General features: G+C 57.9%; 26 protein-coding genes and 1 tRNA gene. 14 read left to right on the top strand and 13 right to left on the bottom strand.

Features of this window, described 5'->3' with window-relative positions; genetic code table 11:
* Positions 1-196: 196 nt before the first annotated feature.
* From K5Q02_RS20470 to K5Q02_RS20460, 3 genes are all read left to right on the top strand, one after another.
* Complete coding sequence (locus K5Q02_RS20470; protein WP_042554566.1) at positions 197-694, top strand: (R)-mandelonitrile lyase; 498 nt, start codon at positions 197-199, stop codon at positions 692-694.
* Positions 672-1,451, top strand: coding sequence for a carboxymuconolactone decarboxylase family protein (locus K5Q02_RS20465; protein ID WP_225833691.1), 780 nt, complete (start codon positions 672-674; stop codon positions 1,449-1,451). Before K5Q02_RS20470 ends, K5Q02_RS20465 begins: the two co-directional genes overlap by 23 nt.
* A 130-nt stretch (positions 1,452-1,581) precedes the next feature.
* Positions 1,582-3,174: a carboxylesterase/lipase family protein gene (locus K5Q02_RS20460; RefSeq protein WP_225833689.1), complete on the top strand. Its 1,593-nt coding sequence runs from the start codon at positions 1,582-1,584 to the stop codon at positions 3,172-3,174.
* Positions 3,175-3,279: 105 nt separating this feature from the next.
* On the opposite strand, the gene K5Q02_RS24375 is transcribed toward K5Q02_RS20460, so the two are convergent.
* The 3 genes from K5Q02_RS24375 to K5Q02_RS20445 form a co-directional block, all read right to left on the bottom strand.
* Positions 3,280-3,693: a serine hydrolase gene (locus K5Q02_RS24375; RefSeq protein ID WP_268945236.1), complete on the bottom strand. Its 414-nt coding sequence runs from the start codon at positions 3,691-3,693 to the stop codon at positions 3,280-3,282.
* Positions 3,690-4,346 carry a serine hydrolase domain-containing protein gene (locus tag K5Q02_RS24370; protein ID WP_225833687.1) on the bottom strand — a complete coding sequence of 219 codons (657 nt, stop codon included), beginning with the start codon at positions 4,344-4,346 and terminating at the stop codon, positions 3,690-3,692. The genes K5Q02_RS24375 and K5Q02_RS24370 overlap by 4 nt, the downstream gene beginning before the upstream one ends.
* A 459-nt stretch (positions 4,347-4,805) precedes the next feature.
* Positions 4,806-5,681 carry a LysR family transcriptional regulator gene (locus K5Q02_RS20445; protein ID WP_225833685.1) on the bottom strand — a complete coding sequence of 292 codons (876 nt, stop codon included), beginning with the start codon at positions 5,679-5,681 and terminating at the stop codon, positions 4,806-4,808.
* Positions 5,682-5,783: 102 nt separating this feature from the next.
* Between K5Q02_RS20445 and K5Q02_RS20440 the strand changes: the two genes are divergently transcribed.
* The 3 genes from K5Q02_RS20440 (at position 5,784) to K5Q02_RS20430 (ending at position 8,367) form a co-directional block, all read left to right on the top strand.
* Positions 5,784-6,719, top strand: a complete 936-nt coding sequence (locus tag K5Q02_RS20440; RefSeq protein WP_225833683.1) for an NADP-dependent oxidoreductase — start codon at positions 5,784-5,786, stop codon at positions 6,717-6,719.
* Between the two features lie 32 nt (positions 6,720-6,751).
* The gene (locus K5Q02_RS20435) at positions 6,752-7,621 is read left to right on the top strand and encodes an NmrA/HSCARG family protein (RefSeq protein WP_225833681.1); all 870 of its coding nucleotides are present in this window, start codon (positions 6,752-6,754) and stop codon (positions 7,619-7,621) included.
* Between the two features lie 317 nt (positions 7,622-7,938).
* Entirely contained in the window at positions 7,939-8,367 is a 429-nt protein-coding gene (locus K5Q02_RS20430) for a GNAT family N-acetyltransferase (protein WP_225833679.1), read from the top strand.
* 389 nt (positions 8,368-8,756) lie between these two features.
* On the opposite strand, the gene K5Q02_RS20425 is transcribed toward K5Q02_RS20430, so the two are convergent.
* Positions 8,757-9,215: a VOC family protein gene (locus K5Q02_RS20425; protein WP_225833677.1), complete on the bottom strand. Its 459-nt coding sequence runs from the start codon at positions 9,213-9,215 to the stop codon at positions 8,757-8,759.
* Positions 9,216-9,449: 234 nt separating this feature from the next.
* Between K5Q02_RS20425 and K5Q02_RS20420 the strand changes: the two genes are divergently transcribed.
* Positions 9,450-10,229 carry an AraC family transcriptional regulator gene (locus K5Q02_RS20420; RefSeq protein ID WP_225833676.1) on the top strand — a complete coding sequence of 260 codons (780 nt, stop codon included), beginning with the start codon at positions 9,450-9,452 and terminating at the stop codon, positions 10,227-10,229.
* A gap of 461 nt (positions 10,230-10,690) precedes the next feature.
* Here K5Q02_RS20420 and K5Q02_RS20415 read toward each other — a convergent pair whose 3' ends face one another.
* Genes K5Q02_RS20415 through K5Q02_RS20405 form a run of 3 tightly spaced genes read right to left on the bottom strand, consistent with a single transcriptional unit; the run spans position 10,691 to position 13,206 of the window.
* A complete protein-coding gene (locus K5Q02_RS20415; protein WP_225833674.1) occupies positions 10,691-11,167 on the bottom strand; it encodes a nuclear transport factor 2 family protein in 477 nt (158 codons plus the stop codon).
* A gap of 30 nt (positions 11,168-11,197) precedes the next feature.
* On the bottom strand, positions 11,198-12,337 hold the full coding sequence (locus K5Q02_RS20410) for a YbfB/YjiJ family MFS transporter (protein WP_225833672.1): 1,140 nt from the start codon (positions 12,335-12,337) through the stop codon (positions 11,198-11,200).
* On the bottom strand, positions 12,334-13,206 hold the full coding sequence (locus tag K5Q02_RS20405; protein ID WP_225833670.1) for a LysR substrate-binding domain-containing protein: 873 nt from the start codon (positions 13,204-13,206) through the stop codon (positions 12,334-12,336). Before K5Q02_RS20405 ends, K5Q02_RS20410 begins: the two co-directional genes overlap by 4 nt.
* A gap of 98 nt (positions 13,207-13,304) precedes the next feature.
* Here K5Q02_RS20405 and K5Q02_RS20400 point away from each other — a divergent pair, with 98 nt between their 5' ends.
* Together K5Q02_RS20400 and K5Q02_RS20395 are read left to right on the top strand one after the other, a co-directional pair.
* Positions 13,305-14,363, top strand: coding sequence for an NAD(P)H-dependent flavin oxidoreductase (locus tag K5Q02_RS20400; protein ID WP_225833668.1), 1,059 nt, complete (start codon positions 13,305-13,307; stop codon positions 14,361-14,363).
* A 93-nt stretch (positions 14,364-14,456) separates the two neighbouring features.
* Positions 14,457-14,846 carry a tautomerase family protein gene (locus K5Q02_RS20395; RefSeq protein WP_225833666.1) on the top strand — a complete coding sequence of 130 codons (390 nt, stop codon included), beginning with the start codon at positions 14,457-14,459 and terminating at the stop codon, positions 14,844-14,846.
* Positions 14,847-14,944: 98 nt separating this feature from the next.
* On the opposite strand, the gene K5Q02_RS20390 is transcribed toward K5Q02_RS20395, so the two are convergent.
* On the bottom strand, positions 14,945-15,565 hold the full coding sequence (locus K5Q02_RS20390; protein ID WP_225833664.1) for a tyrosine-type recombinase/integrase: 621 nt from the start codon (positions 15,563-15,565) through the stop codon (positions 14,945-14,947).
* 84 nt (positions 15,566-15,649) lie between these two features.
* On the opposite strand from K5Q02_RS20390, the gene K5Q02_RS20385 reads away from it, so the two are divergent.
* The gene (locus K5Q02_RS20385) at positions 15,650-17,410 is read left to right on the top strand and encodes a hypothetical protein (protein ID WP_225833662.1); all 1,761 of its coding nucleotides are present in this window, start codon (positions 15,650-15,652) and stop codon (positions 17,408-17,410) included.
* Positions 17,411-17,695: 285 nt separating this feature from the next.
* Here the strand turns inward: K5Q02_RS20385 and K5Q02_RS20380 are convergent, their stop codons facing one another.
* Positions 17,696-19,588 carry an HD domain-containing phosphohydrolase gene (locus K5Q02_RS20380; protein WP_225833660.1) on the bottom strand — a complete coding sequence of 631 codons (1,893 nt, stop codon included), beginning with the start codon at positions 19,586-19,588 and terminating at the stop codon, positions 17,696-17,698.
* Between the two features lie 291 nt (positions 19,589-19,879).
* On the opposite strand from K5Q02_RS20380, the gene K5Q02_RS20375 reads away from it, so the two are divergent.
* The gene (locus K5Q02_RS20375; protein WP_225833658.1) at positions 19,880-20,344 is read left to right on the top strand and encodes a FecR family protein; all 465 of its coding nucleotides are present in this window, start codon (positions 19,880-19,882) and stop codon (positions 20,342-20,344) included.
* Between the two features lie 13 nt (positions 20,345-20,357).
* Complete coding sequence (locus tag K5Q02_RS20370) at positions 20,358-20,954, top strand: OmpA family protein (RefSeq protein ID WP_225833656.1); 597 nt, start codon at positions 20,358-20,360, stop codon at positions 20,952-20,954.
* 19 nt (positions 20,955-20,973) lie between these two features.
* Here K5Q02_RS20370 and K5Q02_RS20365 read toward each other — a convergent pair whose 3' ends face one another.
* The 4 genes from K5Q02_RS20365 to mobA all read right to left on the bottom strand — a co-directional run bounded on the left by K5Q02_RS20365 (position 20,974) and on the right by mobA (position 24,539).
* The gene (locus K5Q02_RS20365) at positions 20,974-23,094 is read right to left on the bottom strand and encodes a CHASE2 domain-containing protein (RefSeq protein WP_225833654.1); all 2,121 of its coding nucleotides are present in this window, start codon (positions 23,092-23,094) and stop codon (positions 20,974-20,976) included.
* Positions 23,095-23,450: 356 nt separating this feature from the next.
* A tRNA-Pro gene (locus K5Q02_RS20360) sits at positions 23,451-23,527 on the bottom strand.
* A 107-nt stretch (positions 23,528-23,634) separates the two neighbouring features.
* A complete protein-coding gene (locus K5Q02_RS20355; RefSeq protein ID WP_225833652.1) occupies positions 23,635-23,856 on the bottom strand; it encodes a YgdI/YgdR family lipoprotein in 222 nt (73 codons plus the stop codon).
* A 110-nt stretch (positions 23,857-23,966) separates the two neighbouring features.
* Complete coding sequence (mobA, locus tag K5Q02_RS20350; RefSeq protein WP_225833650.1) at positions 23,967-24,539, bottom strand: molybdenum cofactor guanylyltransferase MobA; 573 nt, start codon at positions 24,537-24,539, stop codon at positions 23,967-23,969.
* A gap of 68 nt (positions 24,540-24,607) precedes the next feature.
* Here mobA and moaB point away from each other — a divergent pair, with 68 nt between their 5' ends.
* Positions 24,608-25,147 carry a molybdenum cofactor biosynthesis protein B gene (gene moaB / locus K5Q02_RS20345; RefSeq protein WP_225833648.1) on the top strand — a complete coding sequence of 180 codons (540 nt, stop codon included), beginning with the start codon at positions 24,608-24,610 and terminating at the stop codon, positions 25,145-25,147.
* The gene (locus K5Q02_RS20340; RefSeq protein ID WP_225833646.1) at positions 25,144-26,355 is read left to right on the top strand and encodes a molybdopterin molybdotransferase MoeA; all 1,212 of its coding nucleotides are present in this window, start codon (positions 25,144-25,146) and stop codon (positions 26,353-26,355) included. Before moaB ends, K5Q02_RS20340 begins: the two co-directional genes overlap by 4 nt.
* The last annotated feature ends 59 nt before the right edge of the window (positions 26,356-26,414 follow it).

The raw sequence follows: 26,414 nt of genomic DNA, 5'->3' as shown, positions 1-26,414 counted from the left end.
CCGTTTTTACCATCTTATCAGCAAGTGCATTAAGCCCTAGTGTGATTAGGCAGCATTACGCTTGGCGGTAGAGGTTGTATCCAGGGTTTTTCAGGAGTGGTTGCCGCCGCCCCCAGACTGCCATTTGCCGAAGCACCAGAACGCATCACGGTGCCGTATTCAAGGCAGGTTAGGCGATGTTTACAGGAGAGTTGTCATGTCCACCCCCTTAGTAAGATTTGCCTTATGCGCTGCAGCGCTTCATGTCGGCGCGTCGAACGCCGCAGGTGAAGAACCTGCAAGCGATTCGAGCCAGCAGATAGTCAGAGCCGGCAGCGAAGCATCGATCGTTGGGCCTGCGGAATATTTCACCGGCCCGGTTCGTATCGACATGATCTGGCCGGCCGAGGGCGGCATCAATGTGTCGGGAGCGCTGGTGACGTTCGAGCCTGGATCTCGCTCTGCCTGGCATACCCATCCCGTTGGCCAGCGTTTGTCAGTGGTCTCGGGTGTCGGGCTCACTCAGGAGTGGGGTAAGCCGATCCAGGAGATTCGCCCGGGTGATGTCGTGTACTGCCCGCCAGGCGTGAAGCACTGGCATGGAGCATCACCGAAAACGGCGATGACGCATTTGGCGGTTACCGGTGTGCAGGCGGATGGAAAAAATGTCGAATGGATGGAGAAAGTCAGCGATGACCAATACCACGCTCACTAAGTGCAGCAGCATCTGCATGCTGGCTGTTGGCGGCTTGCTAAGCCTGGCCACGGCCGTCAGCCAAGCCGCCCCGGCGACAAACTCGGATCGCGCTCGAAGCAGCACGCAATCCACTTCCGAGACACTTTCCGCCCAACAGCAGGCGATCATTCCCATCGCGGCCTTCGCGGCAGCAGGCAACATCCCGAAGTTGGAAGAAGCGTTAAACCAGGGGCTGGACGATGGGCTCTCGGTTAGCGATATCAAAGAAGTACTGGTGCAGTCATACGCCTACGCCGGATTTCCCCGCAGCCTCAATGCGCTGGGCAAGCTGATGGACGTTGTGGCATCACGCAAAGAGCGTGGCATTCAGGACGATCCGGGCCGTGAGCCAAGTCGGGAGATCCCCACCGGTGACGCGCTATTGGAGGCCGGCACTGCAAACCAGACCAAATTGGTAGGCCAGCGCGTGGAAGGGGCGTTGTTCGAGTTTGCGCCTGCCGCTGATACTTACCTGAAGACCCACCTGTTTGGGGACATCTTCGAGCGGGACAACCTCGACTGGCAGAGTCGGGAGTTGGCAACCGTCAGCTTTTTATCTGCGCTTCCTGGCGTGGAGTCCCAGCTGCAATCCCACATCCGCATCAGCCGAAATGTAGGCCTTACCACCGGGCAGCTGCGTCAGGCAGCGCAGGTATTGACCGAGCGCGTAGGCGCCGACAACGGGCAGCGTACCCGCGATGCCATCGCTGCCACGCTGGAAAACGCCGCTGGTTGATCTGTGATGGCCGCCCGCGTCGGAGCGAGCGGCTAAAGCCCAACCTTGGTACGAGCCGGGGTTGGGCCTCTATCGGCTGTGGCGGTGAATCCAGCGCATCTAGCGACACCTCAACTATTCAAGGACTCACATGCAAAACCTGATTTCGCGGCGTTGCCTTTTGGCCACCCTCGCGCTCTTCGGAGGGCTTTGCGCCGCTCTTTCAAGTCATGCTGATGAGCGTCTCGCTATCGACTTAACGTCTGGCCCCATCATTGGAGCGGCCGTCGACGGCCTCGAGTCCTGGCAGGGGATTCCCTATGCCGAGCCACCAGTGGCGGATCTGCGCTGGCAGCCGCCGCAGCCTGTTAAACACTGGACGGCTCCCATCAAGGCCAATGCATTGGCTAGCCGCTGCGCACAGAATGCGGACTTGGGCGTTTTCGCCAAGGCGGGCGGAAGTGAGGATTGTCTTTATCTCAACGTGTACAGAGATACGAATGCCAGCAACGACCGCCAGAAACTGCCGGTTTTCGTCTGGCTACATGGCGGCGCTCTTCAGGTCGGCCAAGGTGGCGATTACGACCCGAGCAAACTGGCCAGGCAGGGCAAGGCTGTTGTGGTCACGCTCAACTATCGCTTGGGTGTATTCGGCTTCCTCGCACACCCTGCTCTCGATAGTGAAGGGCATGACTTCGGCAATTACGGCCTGATGGATCAGCAAGCGGCCCTGCAGTGGGTGCAACGCAATATTGCAGCCTTTGGCGGAGATCCTTCCAACGTAACGATCGCTGGTGAGTCATCTGGCGGCAATAGCGTAATGGTGCATATGGCCTCCCCGCAGTCGGCCGGGCTGTTTCAACACGCGATTGCCATGAGCGGCGGCGGGGTAATGACCCGGCATCCGGCGTTCGGTGCCCCGCGTCCGTTGGCGGTTGCGCAAGAGGTCGGCGCAGCCTTTGCGAAAGAGGCGGGGTGCGATACTGGTGAAGCCAATTGCCTGCGTGCCTTACCGACCAAACGGATCCTGGATATTCAGGCTCCATTCGCGCTCAACGAATTCATCGTTGACGGTAAGTCGCTGCCGATGCATCCATCCGATGCCTACCGTACGGGGAAAATCAACCATGCCACGTTGGTCAACGGAAGCACCCGCGATGAGGGGAGATTCTTCGTCGCACTGCCAGAGCTGATGACCGGCAAGGTGATGAAGGAGGTCGACTATCCCGTAGAGATCGAGCGCATGTATGGGAAGGCGCTGGCTCCAAAGGTCTTGCGCGAGTATCCCTTTGAAAACTATGACAGCCCAAGTGAGGCGTTCGCTGCAGCTGCCACTGACAGCATGTTCGCGTGCACTGGCCTTCAGATGAGTCGGGTTCTAGCAGACAAGATCCCCGTATACGCCTATGAATTTGGTGATCGAACCGCGCCGTCATATGTCGGGCCTACCTCGTTCCCGATGCTTGCTGCCCATACCTACGAGCTGCCTTACCTATTCCCCGGATTCCGCGGTGGCGGTGACATGCAGGTGAAGCTCAATCTCTTGCAGGAGAAACTCTCCGACCAGATGGTCGCTCACTTCTCGAACGTCGCTGCGGTTGCTGGCAAGCAGAGCGACTGGCCGCGCTTCGATCCCAGGCAGGACAACGTCATGACCTTTGCACTGCCTACTGCCAAGGTGGTATCCGGCCGCTTCGCAGACACGCACCACTGTGAGTTTTGGGATCAGACCGGGGTGTACTGATCGCCTGAAGCGATTGTTGTAATCAGTAATCGCTGAAGCTCCTTCGGACATATCGTATCGACCTACTCCACCCTGGCAGGACGTACCGTCGATCCGGCGACCTATCTACCCCGACGTTCGCGGAGCCTGCGTGGCGGACGTGATGATGCTGGCCAGCAGACGATGAAGGTCTCTTCGGTGCCCACTGTGGGCTGCTGAGGCATGCTCGTCCGAGGTCATGACGACGGTCAGCCCTAGCCGCGGCACCAGGTAGAGCATCTGGCCGCCGTAGCCCCAGCCGTAGTGGATGTCCTCATCGGCGATACGGGTAAGGAACCAGGCATAGCCATGCCCGTCACCAGTCCAGGGGGACTGCGTGCGTTGCTGCCAGGACGCGTCGATCCACGCCTGCGAGAGCAGGCGCTGGCCCGAGGCTGTAACGCCGCCACGACGGTAGAGTTCGCCAAAGGCCAGCAGGGAGCGCGGGCTCATGGCCATCTCGTTGCCGCCCATGTAGATGCCCTGCGGATCGCGGGTCAACTGGCGATCTGGAAGCCGTCCTGAGGCCCCAGCCAATCACGCGCCAGTTGCAGCGTCGAGCGCCCGCTTTGCCGGGTCAGTATGGCCGAAAGCAGGTGCGTGGAGCCTGTGGAGTAGATCATCCGGCCGCCGGGTTCGTCGTCGAAGGGCCGCGCCAATGCCGCTCGCACCCAGTTGCGGCTTCCGACCCAGGCGCCGTAGTTCTGGCCGGATGTCGAGCCCAGCCCGGCCTGCATCGAAAGGAGGTTGCCGACCGTCAGCCGCTGCAGGCGTGGATCAGGATTGGCAGGCAGCTCCGGTGCCAGCAGCGATGCCACTCGCTGGTCGGTGCCTTCGAGAACGCCCTTTTCGATAGCGATGCCGACCAGCGCGGAGATCACCAGCTTGGAAGCCGACTTGATATTGGTGGCGGCGGTGGTGCGATGCCCCCGATAGCCGCGCTCAGCGATGATCTGTCCATCGCGAGCGACTATCACCGTCTCCAGCGGCACCAGCGCGGCAGCTTGATCGAGGATGCCGTCCAGCGTGGCCGTTTGCGGTGCGTCGGCAGCATGTGTCGGAGCGCTCCACGCCATTATCGCGGCGAGGGCGAGGGCACAGCGCGCCAACACTGCATGTGCGCGGCTCGATGGTAAGGCGATGGATACGATCATGGCTGGACTGGCTCCGAGAACTGCGGGCCCCTTTTCTCAGGTTTCGCCGCTGACTGTTGCATACGTTCTACCACCGTCGTGACGTGGCCGGCCATCTTGGGTGGTCGATGCTGGACGATAGCGAAAGTATCTCGGAGTCCTAAGCATGTTTGCTTACGATTGCGCGATCGCCATCGTTGCAGAGACGTCGCAAATACGGTCATCAAGTAACGGGAGCGGCCATGCGTAGCTTCGTCGCCGGCACCACAGGTTTTGTGGGCTTCACGATCATTCATGATCCCACCAACGCCTAGCGTCGCGTGATCAGGCTGGCAGATCGATAACCTGATCACGAGCGACTATATCCATCTGCCGAACTCCCTTCGATCGGCGAAAACAAACCCGCTTTCGGCCAAGCGGACTATTGCAAGTGGTTACTTACGCCCAACATCGCATGCACGTGCCAGGTTGAAGGTTCTTCTATCCTCTCAAAACCAGTGACATATCGGGGTATTGAGCGCATATGAAGTCGACGAATGCGCGAACCTTTGGAGCCGCAAGCCGCCTGGATGTGTGCAAGACCCAAAGCGCCGGCTCTACACCTGACACCGTTCCCCACTGAACCAGCTCACCGCTGGCAAGCTGGTTCCAGGCGATGGACTGTGGAATGAGGGCTACACCGCCACCGGCGATAGCTGCATCGCGAACCATCAGCAATGAAGAAAACTGCATTTTCGGGATCGGCTCCAAGACCAACTGTCCACCATCAAGACTCCAGTGCGTGGGCTGGAAAGTTGAAGTCACGATGCCAGGAACAGATCTGATTGCGCCGGGCCTCGGCCTTGGTATTTCAGGTGCCGCCACAACAATCAGCCGATCCTTGGCGAAGCACCGCCCAACCAGGCTGCTGTCTGGGCTGGGGTTGATTCGGATAGCGACGTCAAATTGCTCCTCCACCAAATCCACCATGCGATCTTCCGCCACGACCTCAATGAAGACTTCCGGGTAGGCCTTACAGAACTCGGCACTAATGTGCCCCATCGCGAGCTGCGAGAACAGAACCGGAGCAGCGACTCGCAAGCGTCCCCGAGGTGTTGAAACGCCTTCACGGGCTGCCGTCATGGCTTCGGTCACTTCGCTCAGCGGGCCTTCAGTTCGAGACATCAGCGCCTCACCGGCTTCGGTGAGCTTCAAGCCACGGGCGCTGCGCTCGATCAGCCTTACGCCCAATTGTTCCTCAAGGTCGGAAATTCGGCGCGACAAGGTGGCTTTGGAAATACCGCTCGCACGGCTTGCCTTTCCCAGCCCCTCATTGGTGGCGACAAGGATGAAATCGATCAGCGCGTTCAGGTTCATGGTGTTCCATATCTGAAACAAGGTGTCTGGATTTTGTGGTCTTCGTTTTGTAAGTGCAACGGATTACTTTCTCGTCATCGGAACACGAGATGAGGAATTGCAATGAGCACCACCCAACGCGCTTTACTGATCCACTCATACGGCGGTGCTGAAGCCGTACAAATTGCCGAGATCGAGAGGCCAGCACCAGGGCAAGGCGAGGTTTTGGTTCGAGTCCGAGCGGCTGGCGTGAACGGCATCGATTGGAAGGTGCGCCAAGGTCATGTGCGCAATGCGTTTCCGCTCCCATTGCCCATCGTGCTCGGCGCCGAGATGGCTGGGGTTGTTGAGGCGGTTGGTTCCGGCGCCTCTCGTTTCGGTGTTGGCGACCGTGTCATGGGAGCGATGGGCGGGCTGGGCGCTTACGCTGAATTCTTGGCAGTCAGCGAAGCGAGCCTTTCCCCGACACCTGACGCTTTAGACGACGTGCATGCGGCTGCCATGCCTGTAGCGGCCGTCGCGGCCTGGAACAGTCTTCATCACGCTGGGCCGATCTTTGCGGGGCAGCGGGTTCTGATTCATGGCGCGGCAGGTGGGCTTGGCGCTTATGCCGTGCAGTACGCCAAGCGTGCGGGCGCCGAGGTCTGCGCAACGGCGGGCACTGCGGATCTCGATTACGTGCGCAGCCTCGGCGCCGATCTTGTCATTGACTACCAATCTCAACGTTTCGAAAACGTCGTCGGCAATATTGACCTGGTGCTCGACTACGTCGGCGGTGAGGTACTGGAACGCTCCTGGCAGGTGCTGGCGCACGACGGCGTCATTGTCGGCACCTCATCGCCCGACATTCTGGCCCGAACGCCCGCCAATCGCCGGGGCCTCTGGTTCATGAATAAACCTGACCCTGTACTGCTGGAGAAACTGGCCAAAGAAGTCGCCAGCGGCACGCTTCAGTCCAGGCTCGGCGAAGTAGTCAGCTTCACTGACATCCCCAAGGCAATCGAACGCAATCGCACCGTGTCACGCACTGGCAAGGTCGTTGCCGATTTCACTCTCTGATCCACCCCTCTATTCAACGCAGGAGTTTCAACATGAGCATTCTGGTCATCGGTGCCACGGGCACTATTGGTTCATTGATCACCCAAGGCCTTGCTGAGGCAGGCGCCGAGGTCAAAGCCCTCGTGCGTCAAACGGGTAAGCGGGAGTTCCCGGCGGGCGTTACGGAAGTGCTCGCAGACCTCACCGATGTTGCGTCGATGCGCACGGCACTTTCGTCGGTGCGTACGCTGTTCCTGCTCAATGCCGTGACGCCCGATGAGGTTACCCAAGCCCTCATCACGCTGAACCTTGCTCGCGAGGCTGGCATTGAGCGGATTGTTTACCTGTCGGTGATTCATGCTGACAAATTCACCAATGTCCCGCACTTCACCGGCAAGCATACGGTTGAGCGCATGATCGAGAGCCTCGAAATGCCCGCGACCATTTTGCGCCCGGCTTACTTCATGCAAAACGATCGCATGGTTCAGCAGACGATTCAGAACTACTCGGTTTATCCGATGCCGATCGGGTCGGCAGGCGTCTCGATGATTGATGCACGCGATATCGCTGACGTTGCCGTTGCAGAGTTACTGCGCCGAGACAAGGCATCGTCTGCGTTGGATCCTGTAACGCTGGAGTTGACTGGCCCGCAACCGCTTACGGGGGCGTCCGTGGCGAAGATCTGGAGCGCTGCGCTAGGCCGCGAGATCGCTTACGGTGGTGATGATGTAGCCGCTTTCGAAGGACAGCTGGCGTCGTATGGTGCTAGCTGGCTGGCTTATGACATGCGTCTGATGATGGCGGGGATTCAAACATTCGGCATGCAGGCAGCAGCAGGAACCATCGAGCAACTTCAGACCATCATTGGGCACCCACTGCGCACCTACGAAAACTTCGTGCGTGAGGCAGTTGCCGAGGTTTAAGCAACTGCGGCAAAGGGGGCGGATTCACTTTTGGCTAGCGTACGTACTCCCCCTACCTGCAGTCGTGTTGCTACTGATCATGGGGAGTATTGCTTGGCTCAATCGCGCGAGCAGCTTGAGTTTCGTCCACCCAACTCAAGCTTGACCGGCAGCTGCCGGCCAGAAGCGGTCATTCCGGAAGAAAAATAAATCTGTCACCGTTTCAGTCACCTTTTCACCGTTGCGCTTGACCCTATTCCCTCCTTGCGGCCACATACGCGTACTGATCAAAAACAAGGAAGACTCTCACATGCCCCCTGGTTTGGCTGCGTGACCATATGCAACACAGCGACACCCTGGCGCAGTGGCTGCATCAGCAGTTCGCATACGAGTTTGTTGAGCAGCCATTGGCCGATTGGCAACGCGAATTCGCGGAAGGCCAGGGCAACGGTGATTGGCAATGTCTGATCGCCCTAGGGTATGACCAGCTACTTGGCGGCGCTGCACTTGCCGCCAACGACTTGCCCGAACGCCCGGAGCTGGGGCCCTGGCTAGCCTGCGTCTTTATCGCCCCGCAGGCAAGGGAGCGAGGGTTGGCGGAACAATTGATAGAAGGCATCTGCGACGCCGCAAAGGCCAACGGCACCACGCGGTTGTATTTGCACACCTATGATCGCAGCGACTACTACGCCAAGCGTGGATGGCAGGTGCAGGAGTTTTTTCGGGCGTGGGGTAAGGAGCAGCGATTGATGCTGCGGGATCTTTGAACTCGCTCAGGTTTGCAGCATAAGATGGAGAGCAAACGCCTGGGAGCGCGGATGTTCGCAACAGGGACGAAAGGCCAGAAGCTGCTAATTCAGGAATGTCCTCCGCCAAAAGCAGTCATTGATAGATCTTATATGGCGGTAATTTAAAATTTTCGCCTTTGCGCGTTAGTGATCTGCGCTCTAGCGCACTAGGGCTTTAGCTTTTCGATCTGCGCAGTAGAGTGCCAGAAAGGAAATCCAAATTTTATTTGGCCGGCGAAGTGTATGATTACGCCAGCTTTATACTTGAAGGTGATGAACTTTATGTTTGCCATTAGACATCATGCGCGACGGAGAGCGCTTTAAGTAATTGCTTTAGGGAAATAAGATTAACAGCCTTCGGCAGGAAGCTACTCATTAGCCTGCATCAGTTCCAGAGTGATATGATCTGGTCCGATCACATATACAACTAGAGTTCCCTTGCGCGGGCCTGCGGGAATCGCTTGAGGCTTGCCTCTTGCTTTCCAGCCTGCTTGCTCAATGCGTTCGAGTACGGCGTATATGTCCTGCACTCTCAATGCCAAATGCGCTGAACCAATCGCTGATGCCGTAGGTGGAGTGATACCGTGGCGGTCACCCTGCGAATATTCCAGCAACTCTACTCGGCTGCCATCCGGGCCTTTGACTATAGCCGTTCGCACGCTCGGGTCGGCGGTGCCGGTTACTTGCAAAATGAATGATCCGCCCATTTCCGACTGACGCTCAAGAGTGAACCCAAGTCCAATTGTCCAGAAGCGAATGGCTTCTTCCAATGAACTGACTGCGAAGCCAATATGATCGACGGCATGCACCATGTGGTTAGAATTCATCAAATGATCCTTTAAAGGTTCACGGGCCAATTAGGGAGGTGAGCTTGCGCATCCAGCTGTTACGGCCAAAACACAGAAAATAAATGTGTGAGAGGTACGCATAATCAGGCCAATCCAAGAGAAGCAACATTTGCGATTTTTAGACATTGAGTATTCCTCTGACCGGTCTTATTCTCCATTAGGCATTCAGGATATGGCTACCTCGGATATGACATTGGATAACGTAAACCAGCCATGAACCGCGCGCTTATGCCACTGCTGGCGATAGAGCAACGCGACCGGGCGATCCGCGAAACGGCGCCCCACACTCATACGACAGGCCAACTAATCGCAAGCCTTGCCGGCCTGCTTTCCGTCAGCACTGACGGCGGCTCATGGGTAGTGCCGGCTACCCATGCCATTTGGATACCTCCCCGTGTCGCACACGCGATGATGTCACATGGCGCTTTTGCAGGAGCGATGGTCTATATCGCGGAGCAAGAGTGCGGGATCCTGCATCAAATGCCATGCACATTTAGGGTCAGCAGTTTGCTGCGCGAAGCTGTAAGCCGCGCTGCGTCGTGGGGACAACCACCCCGCAACGAAATGGAGTCGCGGGTTGCAGCAGTCATCTTGGATGAAATTGCTACCTCACCCGCTGAACCCATCGGTCTGACGCACCCCAATGACCCGCGCTTGAGGCGTATCACCAATGCGATACTTGCTCAGCTTGATGACAATAGATCACTTGAGGATTGGGCTGCTTGGTCAGGTATGGCACCTAGAACACTTGCCCGGCGTCTGGTCGCTGAAACCGGTTTTAGTTTTTCTGAATGGCGACAACGTGCACGCACGTTGCGCGCTATTCAACTATTGGTCGAGGGGATGTCAGTGACGACAACGGCGATTGAGCTTGGCTACGAAAATATTAGTGCTTTCATTGCCATGTTCCGTCGGATAATGGGTGTTACGCCAGGACAATATGTGCGAGCGCAGACACTGATTAGCAAAGAGGCAATTTCTAGATCAAGTTGATGGGTGTAAGAACCGCTGTACCATCCAACCCGATCCTGCACGCTACAGGCTAGACCTTCAACCATGTGCCGGAACAGATGAAGAAAGAAATGCCAGCCACTTCAGGAGTCGCCAGAGCATCAGTTTTCTTTTAACTGGTGGGGCACTCACGCTGCACTCAGCTGGCGCTTGTAACTTCAACCGTGCTAGTTGCGTATCCCCTCCAACACCACCACAAGCACTCTACGATCTGTTCGTTAGTGCATTGGCTCAGGCATAACGTTAGTGTACGCGAAGTCCATGCTTCGCCTAATTGTGCGGCGCCAAGTGCTAAGGTGCTTTTGTAGAGAGCGCTGCGCGCACCACGCGATAGCCTTGCGTACGCCGCAATGATGTCCATTGGGAAAAGAGAACAGATTTATTTCTCTGTTCTAAACGTCCGCTTCTGGCCTTCAAAGAACAGCCTATAAATGATCTAAAAGTCATGCCCCTGGTTGCGAGCCACCATGTAGGCTCCTGTTGCCCCAGCTTTGTAGTGCATGCTGCGTGATGCCTGTGATTTTCCAGTGATCGTCTGCCCGGTTGAGCAAAAACTCGTAATTACCGCAGGAGTGAAAGAAATTGTCACCGGCAATATCTGCGGATTGGCAGTCTGCGAATCGCAGGATCAGATAGTTGCAACGAGCGCTCACTGCATCCTCATGCTGTTCATACGCAACAAGAAGATTCGAAAAGCTGTGGTGTTTAGCCAATTTGTCGACAGCATTCTCTCGGCGCCTAACAAAGTCCATGCCGCTCATAGTCGATGGTTTTTCTCTACCCGACGATGAGTAATCAATGGACACGAGCGAGGACAGGCAATTGCTCATCGATCCCCAATCTCGACGGTCGAAGGACAGGAAGAATCGACAAAGGACGTCGTTAATCGCTAAAAAATCGTTTGGGCTGACTGCTTTCATAGCTTCTCCTGATACCACTAGCTGTATGTGCTAGAGCATTTTCAAACTGATACAAGCGGCTGCTGTGAGAGCTATGCCGGCGGCCCACAGTGATCCATTGAAATTCTGATTCATCGTGTAGAAAGCGTCCGCTACAAAGGGGCCAGCAACTTGGCCTACGCTGTAGATGATTGTCATGACCGCTAAGAGATTGATGCTCGCTTTGGCGGTGATACGCTGAGCGGCCGACATGGCAATGGTCACTGCGCCCATGAAAGTCCCGCCGACAAGTAGCGCGCTACCTAGATAGCCGGTGCCGTTTGGCAGCAATATAGGCAAGATGACACCTAGTGCCTGTATTGCCAGATTCAAGGCCAGGGCATTTTGAGTTCCGAAGTTCCGGTGTAGCCGATGCCATAAAAAGCACGAGGGAGCAGCGCCGAGGCCAAATACAGCCCACACATGTCCAGGATCAAGCTCTGGAAGAGCCGTCCTGACCAGCAGTGGAAGATAGGTTGCGGTGATGATGTACCCGAAACCAGCGAGGCCATAGATGAGCACTAGCGGCCATTGTTTTACCGGGCTCTCCGGCGCACCTTTGTTGTCAGCCTGTGCGTCGTACTTGTTGTCGCTCAGGCCAGGTAGTGCAAGGAGCATCAGGGCGAAGCTCACCAATCCCAGCAAAAGCCACACTTGTTGGCTTGTCAGATCCAACCAGAAGCCGAGAACGACAAGCTCAGCAGATACCGCGATGCCCAGTCCTACACCTGCATAAAGCAGAGGGGCCCCATGGATATGTCGGCGGCGCTGAAGCAGCCAAAGGGAAGCGGCAACCATTGCAACGGCGCTTAGGGCTCCAGCGACACCGCGAACTATAACGATTAGCCAAGCTGACTCAAGAAAGGCGAGGCTAATCAGGCAGGCGGCAGTACCGCCCGTGGCCCACAGACAGAAGCGATGGGCATTTTTCGGTTTTGTCTGAATTGCCAACAGGGCGCCAACCAGATAGCCCGCGTAGTTGACAGACGCAGCCATGCTGCCCTGGCTCAGGCTGAGGATATTTTCCTGAACCATGCGTGGGTATAGAGCTGTGTAAGCAAAGCGGCCGAAGCCCATTCCAATCGCGATGACAATCGCAGCCTCCAGCGCTGAACGCAGTTGCATCACGGGAGACATCGACTTGAGTGTCATGCAGCTCCCTTGAACAGCAGGGCGAACTTTTCGAATGCAGGAGTCTTATAGTCCCTGCGCCAAACCAGGTATGTGCTGATCGAGCAAACCCTGATCGTAGAAAGATGGTCGCGAGCGCTGGTCAGTTGAAGCACACTTTCCGGCAGGATCGCGACGCAGGAGCCCGCTGCTACAGTCGCGACCATTGCGTGATAAGAGCCTAATTCCTGAATTTTCCAGCCGGAACCTGCGTGGATGCCGAATTGCTCCTCCGCGATGAACCGATACGTACAGCCAATTCGAAAGGCTGCGAGTGCACGCGTTTTTACCTGTGCAGGGCTTGTGGCAGTGGCATCTGTTGGAGGCAGCAGCAGCAAGAGCTCCTCTTGCCAGATTGCGCTGCCTTCCAGCCCCATTTCGTTGAGATGCGCTTCATCGCTGTGTGCTGTGGGCAGTGCCACAAATGCGCAGTCGAGTTGGCCGCTACGAACCTGCTCAATCAACATTCCTGAAGGCCCGGTACTGACTTCGAGCTGTGTCGAAGGGCTCTCACGATTAAATGCCGCCAAGGGCACAGGTAGCCGGCTAGCTGCAGTGCTCTCCATGCTACCGATACGTAGCGTGCCCCCCGTAGCTCCACCGGTGATGACATGGCGAGCCTCGTCTTCCAGCGAGAGGATCCGCTGCGCATAGCCTACAAATTGCTCTCCCGAGGTCGATAGCGCCATGCGTTTGCCGGCACGAACGAAGAGCTCCACCCCCAATTCCGCTTCAAGCTGTTGAATGCGAGTGGTCACGTTCGAGGGCGCGCGTCCCAGCCTGCTGGCGGCGCGTGTAACGCTCAGCTCACTGGCGACGCTGCTAAAAATTCGTAACGACTCAAGATCCACTGAATTCCCCTTTTGGTAATGATATTGTTAATATATTCTTATTTTGAGAACAATCAACCTCCATCGATTTCGTAGTCGTCTAGCGGGAGTTCAGGGTAATGAGTGTTTTTAGTTCTTTTGCTGCTCGTTTGCGCATCTACCCCATCATCCAGGCTCCGATGGCCGGTGTAGCGACGCCAGAGTTGGCTGCCGCGGTATCGAATTCAGGGGGGCTGGGTTCCATTGGGATCGGAGCTAGCAGTGTTTCACAGGCGAAAGAGATGATTTCGCGAACTAAAGCGCTCACCTCAAAACCATTCAATGTGAATGTCTTTTGTCATGCACCCGCCCTGCGCAATGAGCCCTTGGAGAGAGCGTGGCTGCAACGCATGGAGCCTTTGTTTCAGGAGTGCGAGATGGATGTGCCGACCTCGCTGAACGAAATTTATAAGAGCTTTATCGCCGACGAAGAAGTTTTTCAGATGCTTCTCGAAGAGCGCCCCGCTGTAGTGAGCTTCCATTTCGGCCTGCCCACGGCGCAGCAGGTCAGCCTGCTGAAAGATGAAGGCATCTGCACGTTGGCTACCGCGACTAACCTTGATGAAGCAAGACAGATCCAAAAGCTGGGCCTTGATGCGATTGTGGCTCAAGGCATCGAGGCAGGTGGGCACCGGGGCGTGTTTGACCTGGACGCTGTCGACGAGCAATTGACGATGCCGGTGCTCGTTCGACTCTTGGTGAAGAACACAGACCTTCCGATCATCGCTGCAGGCGGAATTATGGACGGGCAAGGGATTCATGCAGCGCTGGAGCTAGGAGCTGCAGCGGCTCAGCTTGGTACTGCATTTATCCTGTGCCCGGAGTCCGCGGCGAATGAGGGTTATCGAGCCGCACTACGAAGTGAGCATGCTTCCAATACCCGGTTGACTTCGGTCTTCTCTGGCCGCCCGGCACGCGGGATCGTAAATCAGTTTATTCAGCATCTGGATAGGGGATCGGAAACCCAGGTGGCAGCCTATCCGCTTGCATACGACGCAGCAAAGAGGCTGTCTGCAGCGGCCGCCAACAAAGGCAATCATAAATTCGCCGCACATTGGGCCGGGCAAGGAGCCCCCATGGCGCGTGAGCTACCCGCCGAAGATCTGATGAATAAGCTGATCGAGGAATGGCGGCGTTAAGACCTCATCGAATGCCAAGCGGCCAATCAAGCAATCTTGCCTCGCTCACCTGCGGGGTCTATCGCGCATTTAACCTTCAAGTGAGTAGTTCACATGCCATTGCTAAAAATTGATGCAATCAAAGGCCGCACCAGTGCGCAAATCCAACAGCTACTAGACGCAACTCATCAGGCAATGGTGGAAGCATTTGAGGTGCCTGAGCGTGATCGATATCAGATTTTCAATGAGCACGAGCCGAGCCATATGATCATTCAGGACACCGGGCTTGGTTTCGAGCGAACTGACCGCGTCGTCGTGATTACGGCTATCAGCAGGCCGCGCAGCGTTGAAATGAAGCAGCGCTTTTATGCACTGCTGGTAGCTGCACTTGAAGAGAAATGCGGTATTGCTGCAACGGATGTCATGGTTTCAGTGGTTACCAACCGTGATGACGACTGGAGCTTCGGTATGGGTCGAGCGCAGTTTCTAACTGGCGAGCTCTGAGGTAGTTGAGGTTGCTCTGGGCGAGCGAACGCTTGCCCAGTAAATGTCCGCTATTGGCCGGTTAGCGACGGTCTAACTTCGACCGTCGCTCTGCATGGTTAAACCTCGGTCTGTTCCGCCATCTCCAAGGCGTCATCGACCTCGATCCCGAGGTATCGAACGGTGCTCTCCAGCTTCGTATGGCCTAGCAGCAGTTGAACCGCCCGCAGGTTCTTCGTCCTGCGATAGATCAGTGATGCCTTCGTACGTCTCATTGTGTGAGTGCCATATATAGCCGGATCAATGCCAATGGCTTGCACCCAGCCTTTGGCGATACGAGCGTATTGCCGAGTAGATAGATGTTCTGAGGTTTGCAGCCGGCTCGGAAAAAGGCAGTCCTCGCTACGAAGCTGAGCTTGATGTATCCAGGCTGCGAGAGCAGAACGTGTTTGCTCAGTGATCTCAAACTGGACTGGCCGGTGCGTTTTCTGCTGCATCACCATGGCTCTTGATGACACATTCTCGCCATGGGCGACGTCGCGCACACGGAGCTTAGTTAAGTCGCAGGCTCGAAGCTTGCTGTCGATGGCCAGATCGAAGAGAGCCAGATCCCGGGTTCTTTCTGCAATCTGAAGCCTTACTCGGATCGCCCAGATATCTCTAAGTCGGAGCGGGGTTTTCTGCCCTACCAATTTCCCTTTGTTCCAGGGCTGACGGCTGCAGGTAGCGATGATGTTCATGGCAAGTCCTCCGCGTGTGAGAGGACAAGGATGCTCTAGCCAGAGCAATGGTCGCTAACCGGCCAAAAGCGTACTTTTAGAATAGTGAATTACATCTGCACCTCCGACCCTGAGTGGGATCGTGAGCAAAGCTGGTGGGGGCAACAAATCATCATCCACAGGCAATCGTTTATTGCTGAGGTGCAGTTCGCACGCCCATTTCTAGTCTTCAATCTGTTAGATTTTCAGCCTGTCCGGCAACCAGTTGGGCTGCTTTTAACTCGAACTACCTTCAAGGAAGAAAACATGTCAGAAAATTATTTCAAGGTTGAATGCATTGCCGAGCCCAAGGAAAAACTCGCTCCGCTGCTAGCTGAACTGCAAAAGCTGGAGCGTAGTGGTGCCTATCAAGGCTCACTGCTAAGTGACTGGGACAATCCGGTATTGACGCCGCCCGCGCTGTACGGAAATTTGCTGCTCTTCACTCTCGAAGCATCCAGCCACGACATGATGGGCAAAGCGCAGGTGGATGCGTTACATACCTTAGGCGCCGACTACATTCGTATTTCTGCCGAATACACCCAAGTAGGCGAATCTGAAACCATCTGCTTCCAAGCTGGCAAAAAGATTTCCGCCAAAGCATTCCCTAAACCTATTCTGGATGATGCCGGTAAGGCATACATGTTTATCCAGGATGAGCAGGACAGCTCGCTGGCTGCGCTGATCAAGGCGGGCCTAGACCCCGACTGTATTTTTACCGGCCGCCCCCTATTTGTTCACGCCTGTGAACACTATTTGGAAAAGTCGATGGCAGCGTTGCTCAAGGCAGGCGTCAACTTGAGTGCCTGCAAGCCATACACGCGGGAAGTCATCTATGCAATTTCTGCTTTAGAGCAACAGAAAGATCGCCACGCCGTCCTCGCAGGTCTGCTGGCCGGCGGCGCCGACGTTAATGAGGTCTGGTTAACGGCCGAGGGATTTTACAAAGACCCGGCCATGACCGAAATGCTCATAGAGGCGGGCGCAGACATCAACCAGCCGTTCTCAGAAGAGCAAGGCTCGCTGTTGTTTCACAGTGCCGAGCTGTTCGACGATGACCCAGTGCTGCTGGCTCTGCTGGAGCGTAACGGCGCGCTGGCCATCGCGCCAGAAATCCAATATGACTCTGACCGTCTAGAACGCCTCATTTACAGCTTGCGAGGGGCGGAGACTCTGGAGCAGTTGGTAGTCGCTGGTATCGACCTGAACAGCTCTGTAGGGGCTGAGCCCGCGGCAGTTACGGCACTAACCATCAAGCCCAGTATTGCCCTTGGCCTGATCTCGGCTGGTGCAGATGTTAGCCAATGGTTGGAGCCCAGTTACTTTCAAGGCAAGGTGCTTTATCACCTTGCCTTGAACGACAGCAACCACCCACTGGACGACAACGAAGCCGCCGCCACGCTCGGTATTTTCCGGGTTTTACTAGAGCGCGGCCTAAACCCCAACCTTGCTTGCCAGGCTCACGTTTACTACCAGAGCAGCACTTGCTTTGGTTACGCCGGTTCGCTGTTTCTACTGCTGATTAACTTCTGCTGCGCAGATGGCAACAAATGGTCTGAGCTACGCACGGACCTGGCGAAGTTGCTGGTGGCGCATGGTGCCGACATCAATGCACCGGGCGCGCGGGAGACAGGCCTGCTTGGGGCGCCGATGCTTAGTGTTCAGCTGGAATCCGAGTACGTGCAGGGGTTTTCCAATGCCGGTTCAGGCAGCTTGCTCTACCACCTGGAACAGCAAACTGAAAAAAGTGCAGACACCCAAACGTTTATGCAGTGGGTAGCGGCCAATGGCGGTATTTCTCAACGAGCGCACGTTGCAGTCCCGTAAGCTGCGAGCTCACCTACCAGCGAAAAGGAGACGGATTTTATCGGCACCAACTTAACCAGCTTTGGGTGAGTAGACTGTCTCTAATCTATCTAGTCCCCAAGAGTGAAATCGTTAACGACCCCCCGCTTGATTCCAAGCCTACTTTCTTAATCGTCCGCTTTTGGCCGGTAACTGCCGCCCACTTCCACCAACATTTAGCCAAAGACGCCAGCCCTAGGTTGATATCGGTTGTCCCAAACAGAACCCTCAAAGAGGGTGCGACCCTTCGGCAGCGTTACGGGCTGGTTACTCCAGCAAGAAACGATCAACGTCGATGGCGTCGATCTGGTCGGCGTGCAAATGGCGCTCGGCGTAACGCATCGGCAGTCCTGCCTGCAAAAACAGTGCGAACAGGTCGGCATCGATATGGCCTTTGTCGCGAAGCCTGGCCAGGATTTCAATCGACTCTGACAGGGTCTTCGCCTGCTTGTAGGGGCGGTCGGAGGCGGTCAGCGCTTCGAAGATATCGGCGATGGCCATGATGCGTGCCGGAATGGACAGCTGGCTCTTGTCCAGCTTTCGCGGGTATCCGGTTCCGAGAAGGGTTTCGTGGTGGGTTCCGGCATACTCCGGCACCCGCTTGAGGTTCGAAGGCAGCGGTAGATTTTCGAGCATGACGATGGTCTGAATGATGTGCTCGTTGATCTTGAAGCGCTCTTCGGCGGTCAGCGTGCCGCGGCTGATACTCAGGTTGTAGAGCTCGCCATGGTTGTAGAGGTGCTCGGGAACGCTGACCTGAAAGCCGTACTTGGGGTCGAGCGCCTTGGTCTCCGGGCGCGGGAAAATATGTTGTTGCTTGTCTGCCAGTAGCCGTTCAACCGCGGGCAGGGACGCCACGGACAGTTCGGCGACGCGCGCCAACTCGGCGGGGGAGAGCCCCAGGCGGTCATCGAAATGCCGCAGCCAGGTTCGCTCTGCCGCTTTGTGAAGGGTGCCCACATGCTCGGGGTTCATGAGTTCGCCGCCGATATTGCACCCGGCAATGAAGGCGAATTCATCCTGTAGCGCCTGGGCGAGCTGTTGATATTGCGCATCGGCCTGCAACCGATCCTGACCATCCAGTACTCGCTGCAGGCGCTCGATCTGCGCATCGCGCAACAACACCTCGAAGCGCATGCGCACCTCGTGGATGCGGTTGTAGATCGTCTCCAGCTTGGTGGCCTTGTCGACAACATGTTCAGGCGTGGTGATCTTGCCGCAGTCATGCAGCCAGGCGCCGATACGGAACTCGCGCCATTCGTCTGCGGTGGTGAAGCGGAAGTGCTCCAGCGGCCCTTCGCTGACATCGCTGGCCGCCTCGGCAAGCATCATCGCCAGCTCCGGTACACGCTCGCAGTGCGCGCCGGTGTAGGGGCTCTTGGCGTCTATCGCGCCGGCCAGCACTTCAATCATGCCGTCGATCAGGGCACGCTGCGAATCGATGAGGTTATGGTTTTCCAGCGCGACGGCAGCCTGGGAGGCCAGCGCGCCAATGAATGACATCACTTGCGGTGAGAAGGCGATCACGTCGCCCGTTTCGACGTCCAGGGCGTTCATGAACTGCAGGACACCGATCACTTCGCCGCCTCGTGGCGCCAGCGGTACGGTCAGCATGGAGACGGTATGAAAGCCGGACTCGCTATCGAAACCGCGTGTTCCGCTGAGGTCGAAGCGGCTCTCGGCGTATACGTCGTCTATGACGACGGTTTCGTTGTGCAGTGCAGCGTAGGTCGACACGTGCCGTTCGTTGGGCAGGCCGGTCTGCGGATCATGCAGGGGCAGTTCGATCGTCGGCAGCTCATCGTCCATGGAGCGCAACGCGAAGCGCAGCGTGTTGTGCTCGGTCTTGAGGTACATGGTGGCGGCCTGAGCATTACAGATGCGCTTTCCTTGCATCAGGATATGGCGCAGCAGCGCATCCCGGTCGCGCTCGGATGACAACAGCAAGCCGTTCTCGACCAGGCTGGAAAGCTTCATCTGTGAAGCCTGCAACGCCTGGGTCTGGCTTTGCAGGGCGGCTTTCATCTCGATGTGGTTGCGATTGAGGGTCTCGATTTCGGCGAACATCGAAGCCGGCGGCAGTTCGCCGGAAAAATCCATTTGGCGGATTTTCTGGGTGTCCTGCATCAGCAACTTGATGGTGCGATCAATACTTTCCATGCCGCCCAGCACCAGCGGCATCGTGCACAGCACTATCACAATGGACAGGCAAAGCGAGACCGCTGGCGGAACACCCAGGGTAAGCGCCAATATAGGCGCCAGCTGCAAAAGCAGGAAGGTGGCGACCACCAGCTTACTGCTCTTGAACCGTAGTCTGAATCTCGGCTTGATTTGCCCTGATGACATGCTGCAACCTGCGCTAGAGTCCCATCGCGTACTACTTCGTACATCCGGCCACGCAGTGGTGCTGCGGCTGGATGTGCAACGCTCAGTTCAACTCAGGGAAATAGAATGAAGAAGGAGATTACTGTGTTTGCTCGCTTCAGGATATTGCCACTTGCCAGCGCATTGCTGGCATCGGCAGCGCTCGCAGTTGAGCCAGCTACATCAATAGGTTACGTGATGAAGGTACAGGGAGAGGCCACCGTCAGCATAGATGGCACAACGCAATCGGCGACGATTGGCACACCTTTGTACGTCGGTAGCGTGGTGAAAACCGGTTCGGCGGGCTCGATGGGGGTGACCCTGAAGGACAACACCGTGATGTCTTTCGGCCCCAATAGCGAGCTGACCATCGACGAGTTCCTCTTCGATCCGGCACAGGACGAATTGAAACTCAGTGCCAAGATCACTCACGGCACGCTTGATTACATTTCTGGCACTATCGCTAAGCTCAAGCCCAAGGCCGTCGAGATCAACACCCCGACCGGCACCATCGGCGTGCGTGGCACCCACTTCCTCGTCAAGGTCGATTGAGTTCGAATACGGCATGCCTCCAACCTATACGTACGCAATCGCCGTTCTTCTCTTCGCATTGCTGGGCAGTGGATGCGCCTCCAAATCTTATGTGGTGCTGGTGGAAAGCCCCGACGGAAGTACAGGCGCCATTGAGGTTAAAACCGATAAAGGTCTCACCCGCGTCGACCAGAAGGGCTATGCCGTGAACCTCGACGGCAGCAGCGCCAAGCCGTTCCAGGTGGGTGAACCCAGACTCGACAAGGATTTCTCCGCCGCACGGGCAGCGCAGCCTGCGTTGCCGAAAAGCTATCTGCTGTACTTCAATACGGGCGGCACCAGCCTGACCAGGAAGTCTCAGGCGGAAATTCCGGAAGTGCTGCAGACCGTCAGGGAACGCGGGCCATCGGCTGTTTCGGTGATCGGCCATACCGACACCGTTGGCAGCAAGACATACAACGAAGAGCTGGGGCTGTTGCGCGCCCGTGCCATTGCCCGTCAATTGCAAGACAATGGTCTTCAGGCCCTGGAGCTCGTGGTTACCTCCCATGGTGAAGGCAACCTATTGGTGAAAACCCCGGACAACAAGCCGGAGCCCGCCAACCGCCGGGTCGAAGTCACCGTCCGCTGAAGCCTGCATCGGCAGGCCTTTACTTGCGGGCCATCACCAGGCGGGTGCCTTGTTCGCCACTGCGCAGGCGTTGAAGGTGAAAGGCGACCAGCCCGTCCCACGAGCGCTGTTCGCTCAGGTTCTCGAATACCGCCAACGCATCAGGATCAGCGCTCTTCAGCAGACGGTAGGCGGCCTCGTAAGCCTCGTCGCAGGTAACAACGGGCACGACCATCGCCTCAAGCGGCTCGAATACCTGCACGGCTTCGACCTTTCCCTGGAGCACTATTTCGCCAACCGGCCGCATCGGCACTTCAGGGCAGTTCTGACGAATTGCCTCGGACACGCACAGCAGGGTGCCTATCTGCCTGTTCAAACTCTCCAGGCGCGACGTGGTGTTAACCGGATCGCCCAGCGCGCGGTAATCGAAGATCGTCGAGCCGCCGAAATTGCCCACTACCACTTCGCCGCAGTGCACACCGATGCGCGTCTGGCCGAACTCGATGCCTTGCTCGCGCAACGATGCGACATAGGACTGGGCAAAACGATTGATCTCCAGCGCGCAGGAAAGCGCTCGCTGTTGATGATCGGCCTGCGGGATTGGGGCGGAAAACATGATCGCCACCGCATCCCCGACGATTCGATCCAGCGTGCCCTCATGGCGGAACGCAATGCCAATGACCTGCTCCAGGTAATCATTGAGCAGGCTTACCGCCGCCTCGGGCGTCTGGCGTTCCATCATCGAAGTAAACCCGGTGATGTCGGTAAACACGAAGCTGCACAGTTGCCGCTGACCACCGAGTGTCAGCCGCTCCGGGTGTGCCACCAGATGGCTGACCAGATTGGGGGACACGTAGCGTGAGAAGGCGGCCTGTATCCAGCGCTGTTCGCGCTCGGCAGCCATGTGCCGCACGATGCTGGCGGCGCCGTACACCAGCATCAGCCCGATCGATGGGGTAAACAGATCGAGCAGCAGCCTGTGAGCGACGAAGCCATACCAGGCAGCAGCATTGAGCAGCGCTACCACTATCACCATGAGCACGGCTGATGCCAGGGCGGGAGCGTTCAGCGCCAGCAGCCCCAGTATCAGGCTGCCCAGCAGCAGGGTCAGGCTCTCCGCCGCCAGCGCCCAACTCGGCCTAAGTAGCAAGGTGTCCGTCAGCACCTGTTCCAGCGCCTGGGCGTGAACCTCTACCCCAGGAATGATCCCGCCCAACGGGCTGAAGCGCAGATCCTGCAAGCCCTGGGCGGAGGTGCCGATCATGATGATGCTGTTTGCAATGGGCGGCGCCGACCCGTCCAGCACTTGCCAGGCAGGGATGCTGCGCTCGGGTTGTGGAGGGGTGAAATACACCCAGAGTTCGCCGCTGGCAGCAGTCGGAATCTGCAGCTGGCCAATATCGACCCGCTGTACCCCGGACTCACTGCTGGTGATCCGGTAGCGACCGGTGCGCTGTGAAACACGCAGGGCCTCCGACACCAGCGATGGGCGCAACTCACCAGCCAGCGATACGAATAGCGGTACGCGTCGAACCACACCATCGGCATCGGGCCTGAACGTCATGGCACCGATGCCACGAGCCGCCTGCTCCAGCTGTGGCAACGGGCGCGTAGCGCCCTGGAAGGCCGGCACGAACGCAAGCGGGGAGGGGCCTTGTAGCACCATGCCAAAGCGACTCAGCGGTGGCCCGACCTCTCGACCGCTTCGTTCAGCGGCAAAACCGAGCACCGTGTTACCGCGCTTCAGTACATCAGCGAACTGTGCATCATGATCCGGCAAGGCTGCCAGCCCGGCGGCCAAGTCGGGTGGCAACTGGTTGTTGCGCAGAAGCTGGGTAGGTGAGGTGCGATCCGGCTCGGCGAACAGTACGTCGAACACCACGGCAGCCGCGCCAGCCTGCTCGAGCTTGTCCACCAGCGTAGCGACCTGCGTGCGAGCCCAGGGCCACTGGCCGATGCGCTTGAGGCTTTCCTCGTCCAGATCGACGATACGCACTGGCGCAGTTTGGTAATCACGTGGCTGCCAACGCTGATACTGGTCGAAAACCGCATTGCGGACTTTCTGTACCGGCAGCGGATCGAGCAGAAATACCACTAGGAGGCCCAGCAAGACGGCAAGGCAGAAGCCGCCTCCCACTGAAAACAGACGGAATCTAGGCACGCTCAAAGGCTCTGGGCAGGATAGAGAACAACTTGGTGTTGCGAAGATACCGAAAAAGGCGCCGCATGGGGCGAGTGCTTCACATCGGAGAAAGTAGAGCGCCATCATCCAGCATGAGCCTGGGTACGGCCTTAGATGTCGATCTATCAGCGCTTCTGGCTGGTTGCTGCCATGGGTGCGCTAGTAGCGGCTAGCTTCGACCAACGCGGATTTCACGAGTGGTAGACGCGCGAGGGGGTTAGCAGAGCAGGTCTAGTCAAAGATGCTGGCGCCAGCAGCCAGATACAACAAAGCCCGCACGAGGCGGGCTTTGTTGAGGTGTTTCTTAGCAGGTTGGGCTGCTAGAAACCGGGATCTGGTCGGAGAGGCAGGATTCGAACCTGCGACCTTCTCGTCCCGAACGAGACGCGCTACCAAGCTGCGCTACACTCCGAATGCGCCGAATTGTACTGAAAAAGTTTTACAGCACAAGGGCTTAGCAAAAAATTTTAAATCGGGGCGCAGCGCTTGGTGCTTACGCCCACGATGGGTCAAAGGTGCTTACAGCTCTTTGACGGTACGAACCTGGTCTTTGTTGACCTTGGTGCGCTTGCCATCCAGTTGTTCGAACTCGTAGAAGCCAGTGTCGTCGTCGAAATCAGGGCGATCTACGGTCTGGATTTCCCGGCCATCGTTCAGGGTGATGACCGAAGGCGTGGAACAACCGACCAGGGTAACCAGGCCGAACGCGAGTAGAAATGCAGCGGTAGTCCGTTGCTTCATGACATGTCTCCTTAAAATCGAAGCTGAATGATTACTTGGGCTAAGACGGGCGCTTCGAGCCCAAGTTCCACTGTATTTACTGCTTGGCTGGCCTGCACTGCAAGTCCGTTCTACTCAATGAGCTGCGGTGAATTGACGTTGCTCAGGCGCGGATCGTCTGGCGCGCAGGTTAGCGCCACAGGTTGATGATCCTTCAGCCAGCGCTGGGTGCTGCGCTGACCGGCCTGCCAGGCCTGCTCCAGGGAGGGTAGAAGGCTGCGGGGAATGACCGCGAACAGCGGTTCCCAATGGCCGTCGCGGCTGGCCATCACTGGGCGCTCGCCGGCCAGCGCGAGGAGTTCGTCGAGCAGCGTGCGGTCGACTCTGGGGGCGTCACAGGGCAGCACCAGCAGGAGAGGGTGGCGGGCGATCTGCAGGGCTGCACGAATACCGGCCAGCGGGCCCGGATAGTCCGCGCTGTCATCGCCGACGAGGTGGTCGGCGTAGGGCGCGTAGGCTTCGTGATTACGGTTGCAGGAGATGATCAGGTCGTCGGTCAGTGGCCGAACCTGGTCGTGCAGCCATGCGATCATTGGCCGCTCCTGCCAGTGCACCAGGCCCTTGTCGCGGCCGCCCATACGCTGGCCGCGCCCGCCTGCGAGCAGGACCACCGAGAGGCTTTGGGGCGGGGCTGAGGTAGGCATGGCAGGGTCTCCGGCGGTGGCGCTGTGGTATAACACCGGCCATTGTTCACGACAACTGGAAGCCTGCCATGAGCCACAAGGCCGATGCGCCATTCGTGCCCCTGAATATCGCCGTTCTGACCGTCAGCGATACCCGCACGCTGGAAACCGACACCTCCGGACAACTGTTCGTTGACCGCTTGAAAGCGGCCGGCCATAGCCTCGCCGAGCGTGTGTTGCTGAAAGACGACCTCTACAAGATCCGCGCTCAGGTCGCCACCTGGATCGCCGAAGACGTGGTGCAGGTCGTGCTGATCACCGGCGGCACCGGCTTCACCGGACGTGACAGTACACCGGAAGCGGTGGCCTGCCTGCTGGACAAGCAGGTCGATGGTTTCGGCGAGCTGTTCCGACAGATATCGACCACCGATATCGGCACTTCGACCATTCAGTCCCGGGCGCTGGCCGGCCTCGCCAATGGCACGCTGGTTTGCTGCCTGCCTGGCTCGACCAATGCCTGTCGTACCGGCTGGGACGGCATTCTGGCCGAGCAGCTCGATGCCCGTCATCGCCCCTGCAATTTCGTGCCGCACCTCAAGCTCGCCGCTCCCTGCGAGAGCCGCGGATGAGCGAGCAGCATTCGCCGCTGATGCCGGTGGAGCAGGCGTTGGAGCGCTTGCTGGCGCTGGCTGACGCTACCCCTATCGAAGGCCATGAGTTGGTCGACTTGGCTCAGGCCGATGGCCGCGTGCTGGCCGAGCCGCTGATCGCCGGCCTGGATCTGCCGCCATGGCCGAACAGTGCCATGGACGGCTACGCGCTGCGCCTGGCCGACTGGCAGGGCGAGCCGCTGCCGGTCAGCCAGCGCATCTTTGCCGGCACCGCGCCCGAGGCGCTGGAGCCTGGCACCTGTGCACGGATCTTCACCGGCGCACCGGTTCCGCTTGGCGCCGATACGGTGGAGATGCAGGAAAACGTCAGCCTCGGCGATGACGGTCGCGTGCATTTCGATCAGGCCATGAAAGTCGCCCAGAACATACGCCCCCAGGGGCAGGAGAACCGCAAAGGCGAAACCCTGCTCACCGCCGGTACGCGGCTTGGGCCGGTAGAGCTGGGGCTGGCGGCTTCGATTGGCCTGGCGCAGTTGCCGGTGCGTCGCAAACCTCGTGTGGCGGTGTTGTCTACTGGCGATGAGCTGGTCGAGCCTGGTCAGCCGCTGGGCGCCGGGCAGATCTACAACAGCAACCGCTACCTGCTGGTCGCCTGGCTGCAGCGCTTGGGTTGCGAGGTCATCGATGCCGGCATTCTGGTCGATGATCTCGAACGTACCCGCGAGGCCCTCGGCGCCCTGCAGGATGTCGACCTGATTCTTTCCACCGGCGGCGTGTCGGTGGGCGAGGCGGACTTTCTCGGCATCGCCTTGCGCGAGGCCGGCGAGCTGGCCCTGTGGAAGCTGGCGATCAAGCCCGGCAAGCCGCTTACCGTCGGCGAGTTCCGGGGGCGGCCGGTGATTGGCTTGCCCGGTAATCCGGCGTCCACCTTGGTAACCTTCGGCCTGCTGGCGCGGCCTTATCTACTGCGCCGCCTGGGCGTACAGAAGGTCGAGCCGCTGGGCTTCGCGGTGCCGGCGGGCTTCGTCTGGGCAAAACCCGGCAAGCGCCGCGAGTTCCTGCGTGCGCGCCTGGAAAACGGCCGCGTGGTGCCGTACGCCAATCAGAGCTCCGGCGTGCTGCGCAGTGCCGCCTGGGCCGAAGGGCTGGCGCAAGTGCTGGAAGGTACCACCCTGAAAGAAGGCGACAGCCTGCACTTCATTCCAATGAGTGAATTACTCGGCTGAGGTGTAGAGTCGATAGTCGGCGAGCAGGAGATGGACGGTGTGATTATTTCTCCTGCGCG

The sequence above is a fragment of the Pseudomonas sp. MM211 genome (assembly GCF_020386635.1).
In the GTDB taxonomy this organism is placed as follows: Bacteria; Pseudomonadota; Gammaproteobacteria; order Pseudomonadales; family Pseudomonadaceae; genus Aquipseudomonas.
Note: the sequence above shows the minus strand (reverse complement) of the source record. Positions and strands in the feature narration are given on the sequence as shown.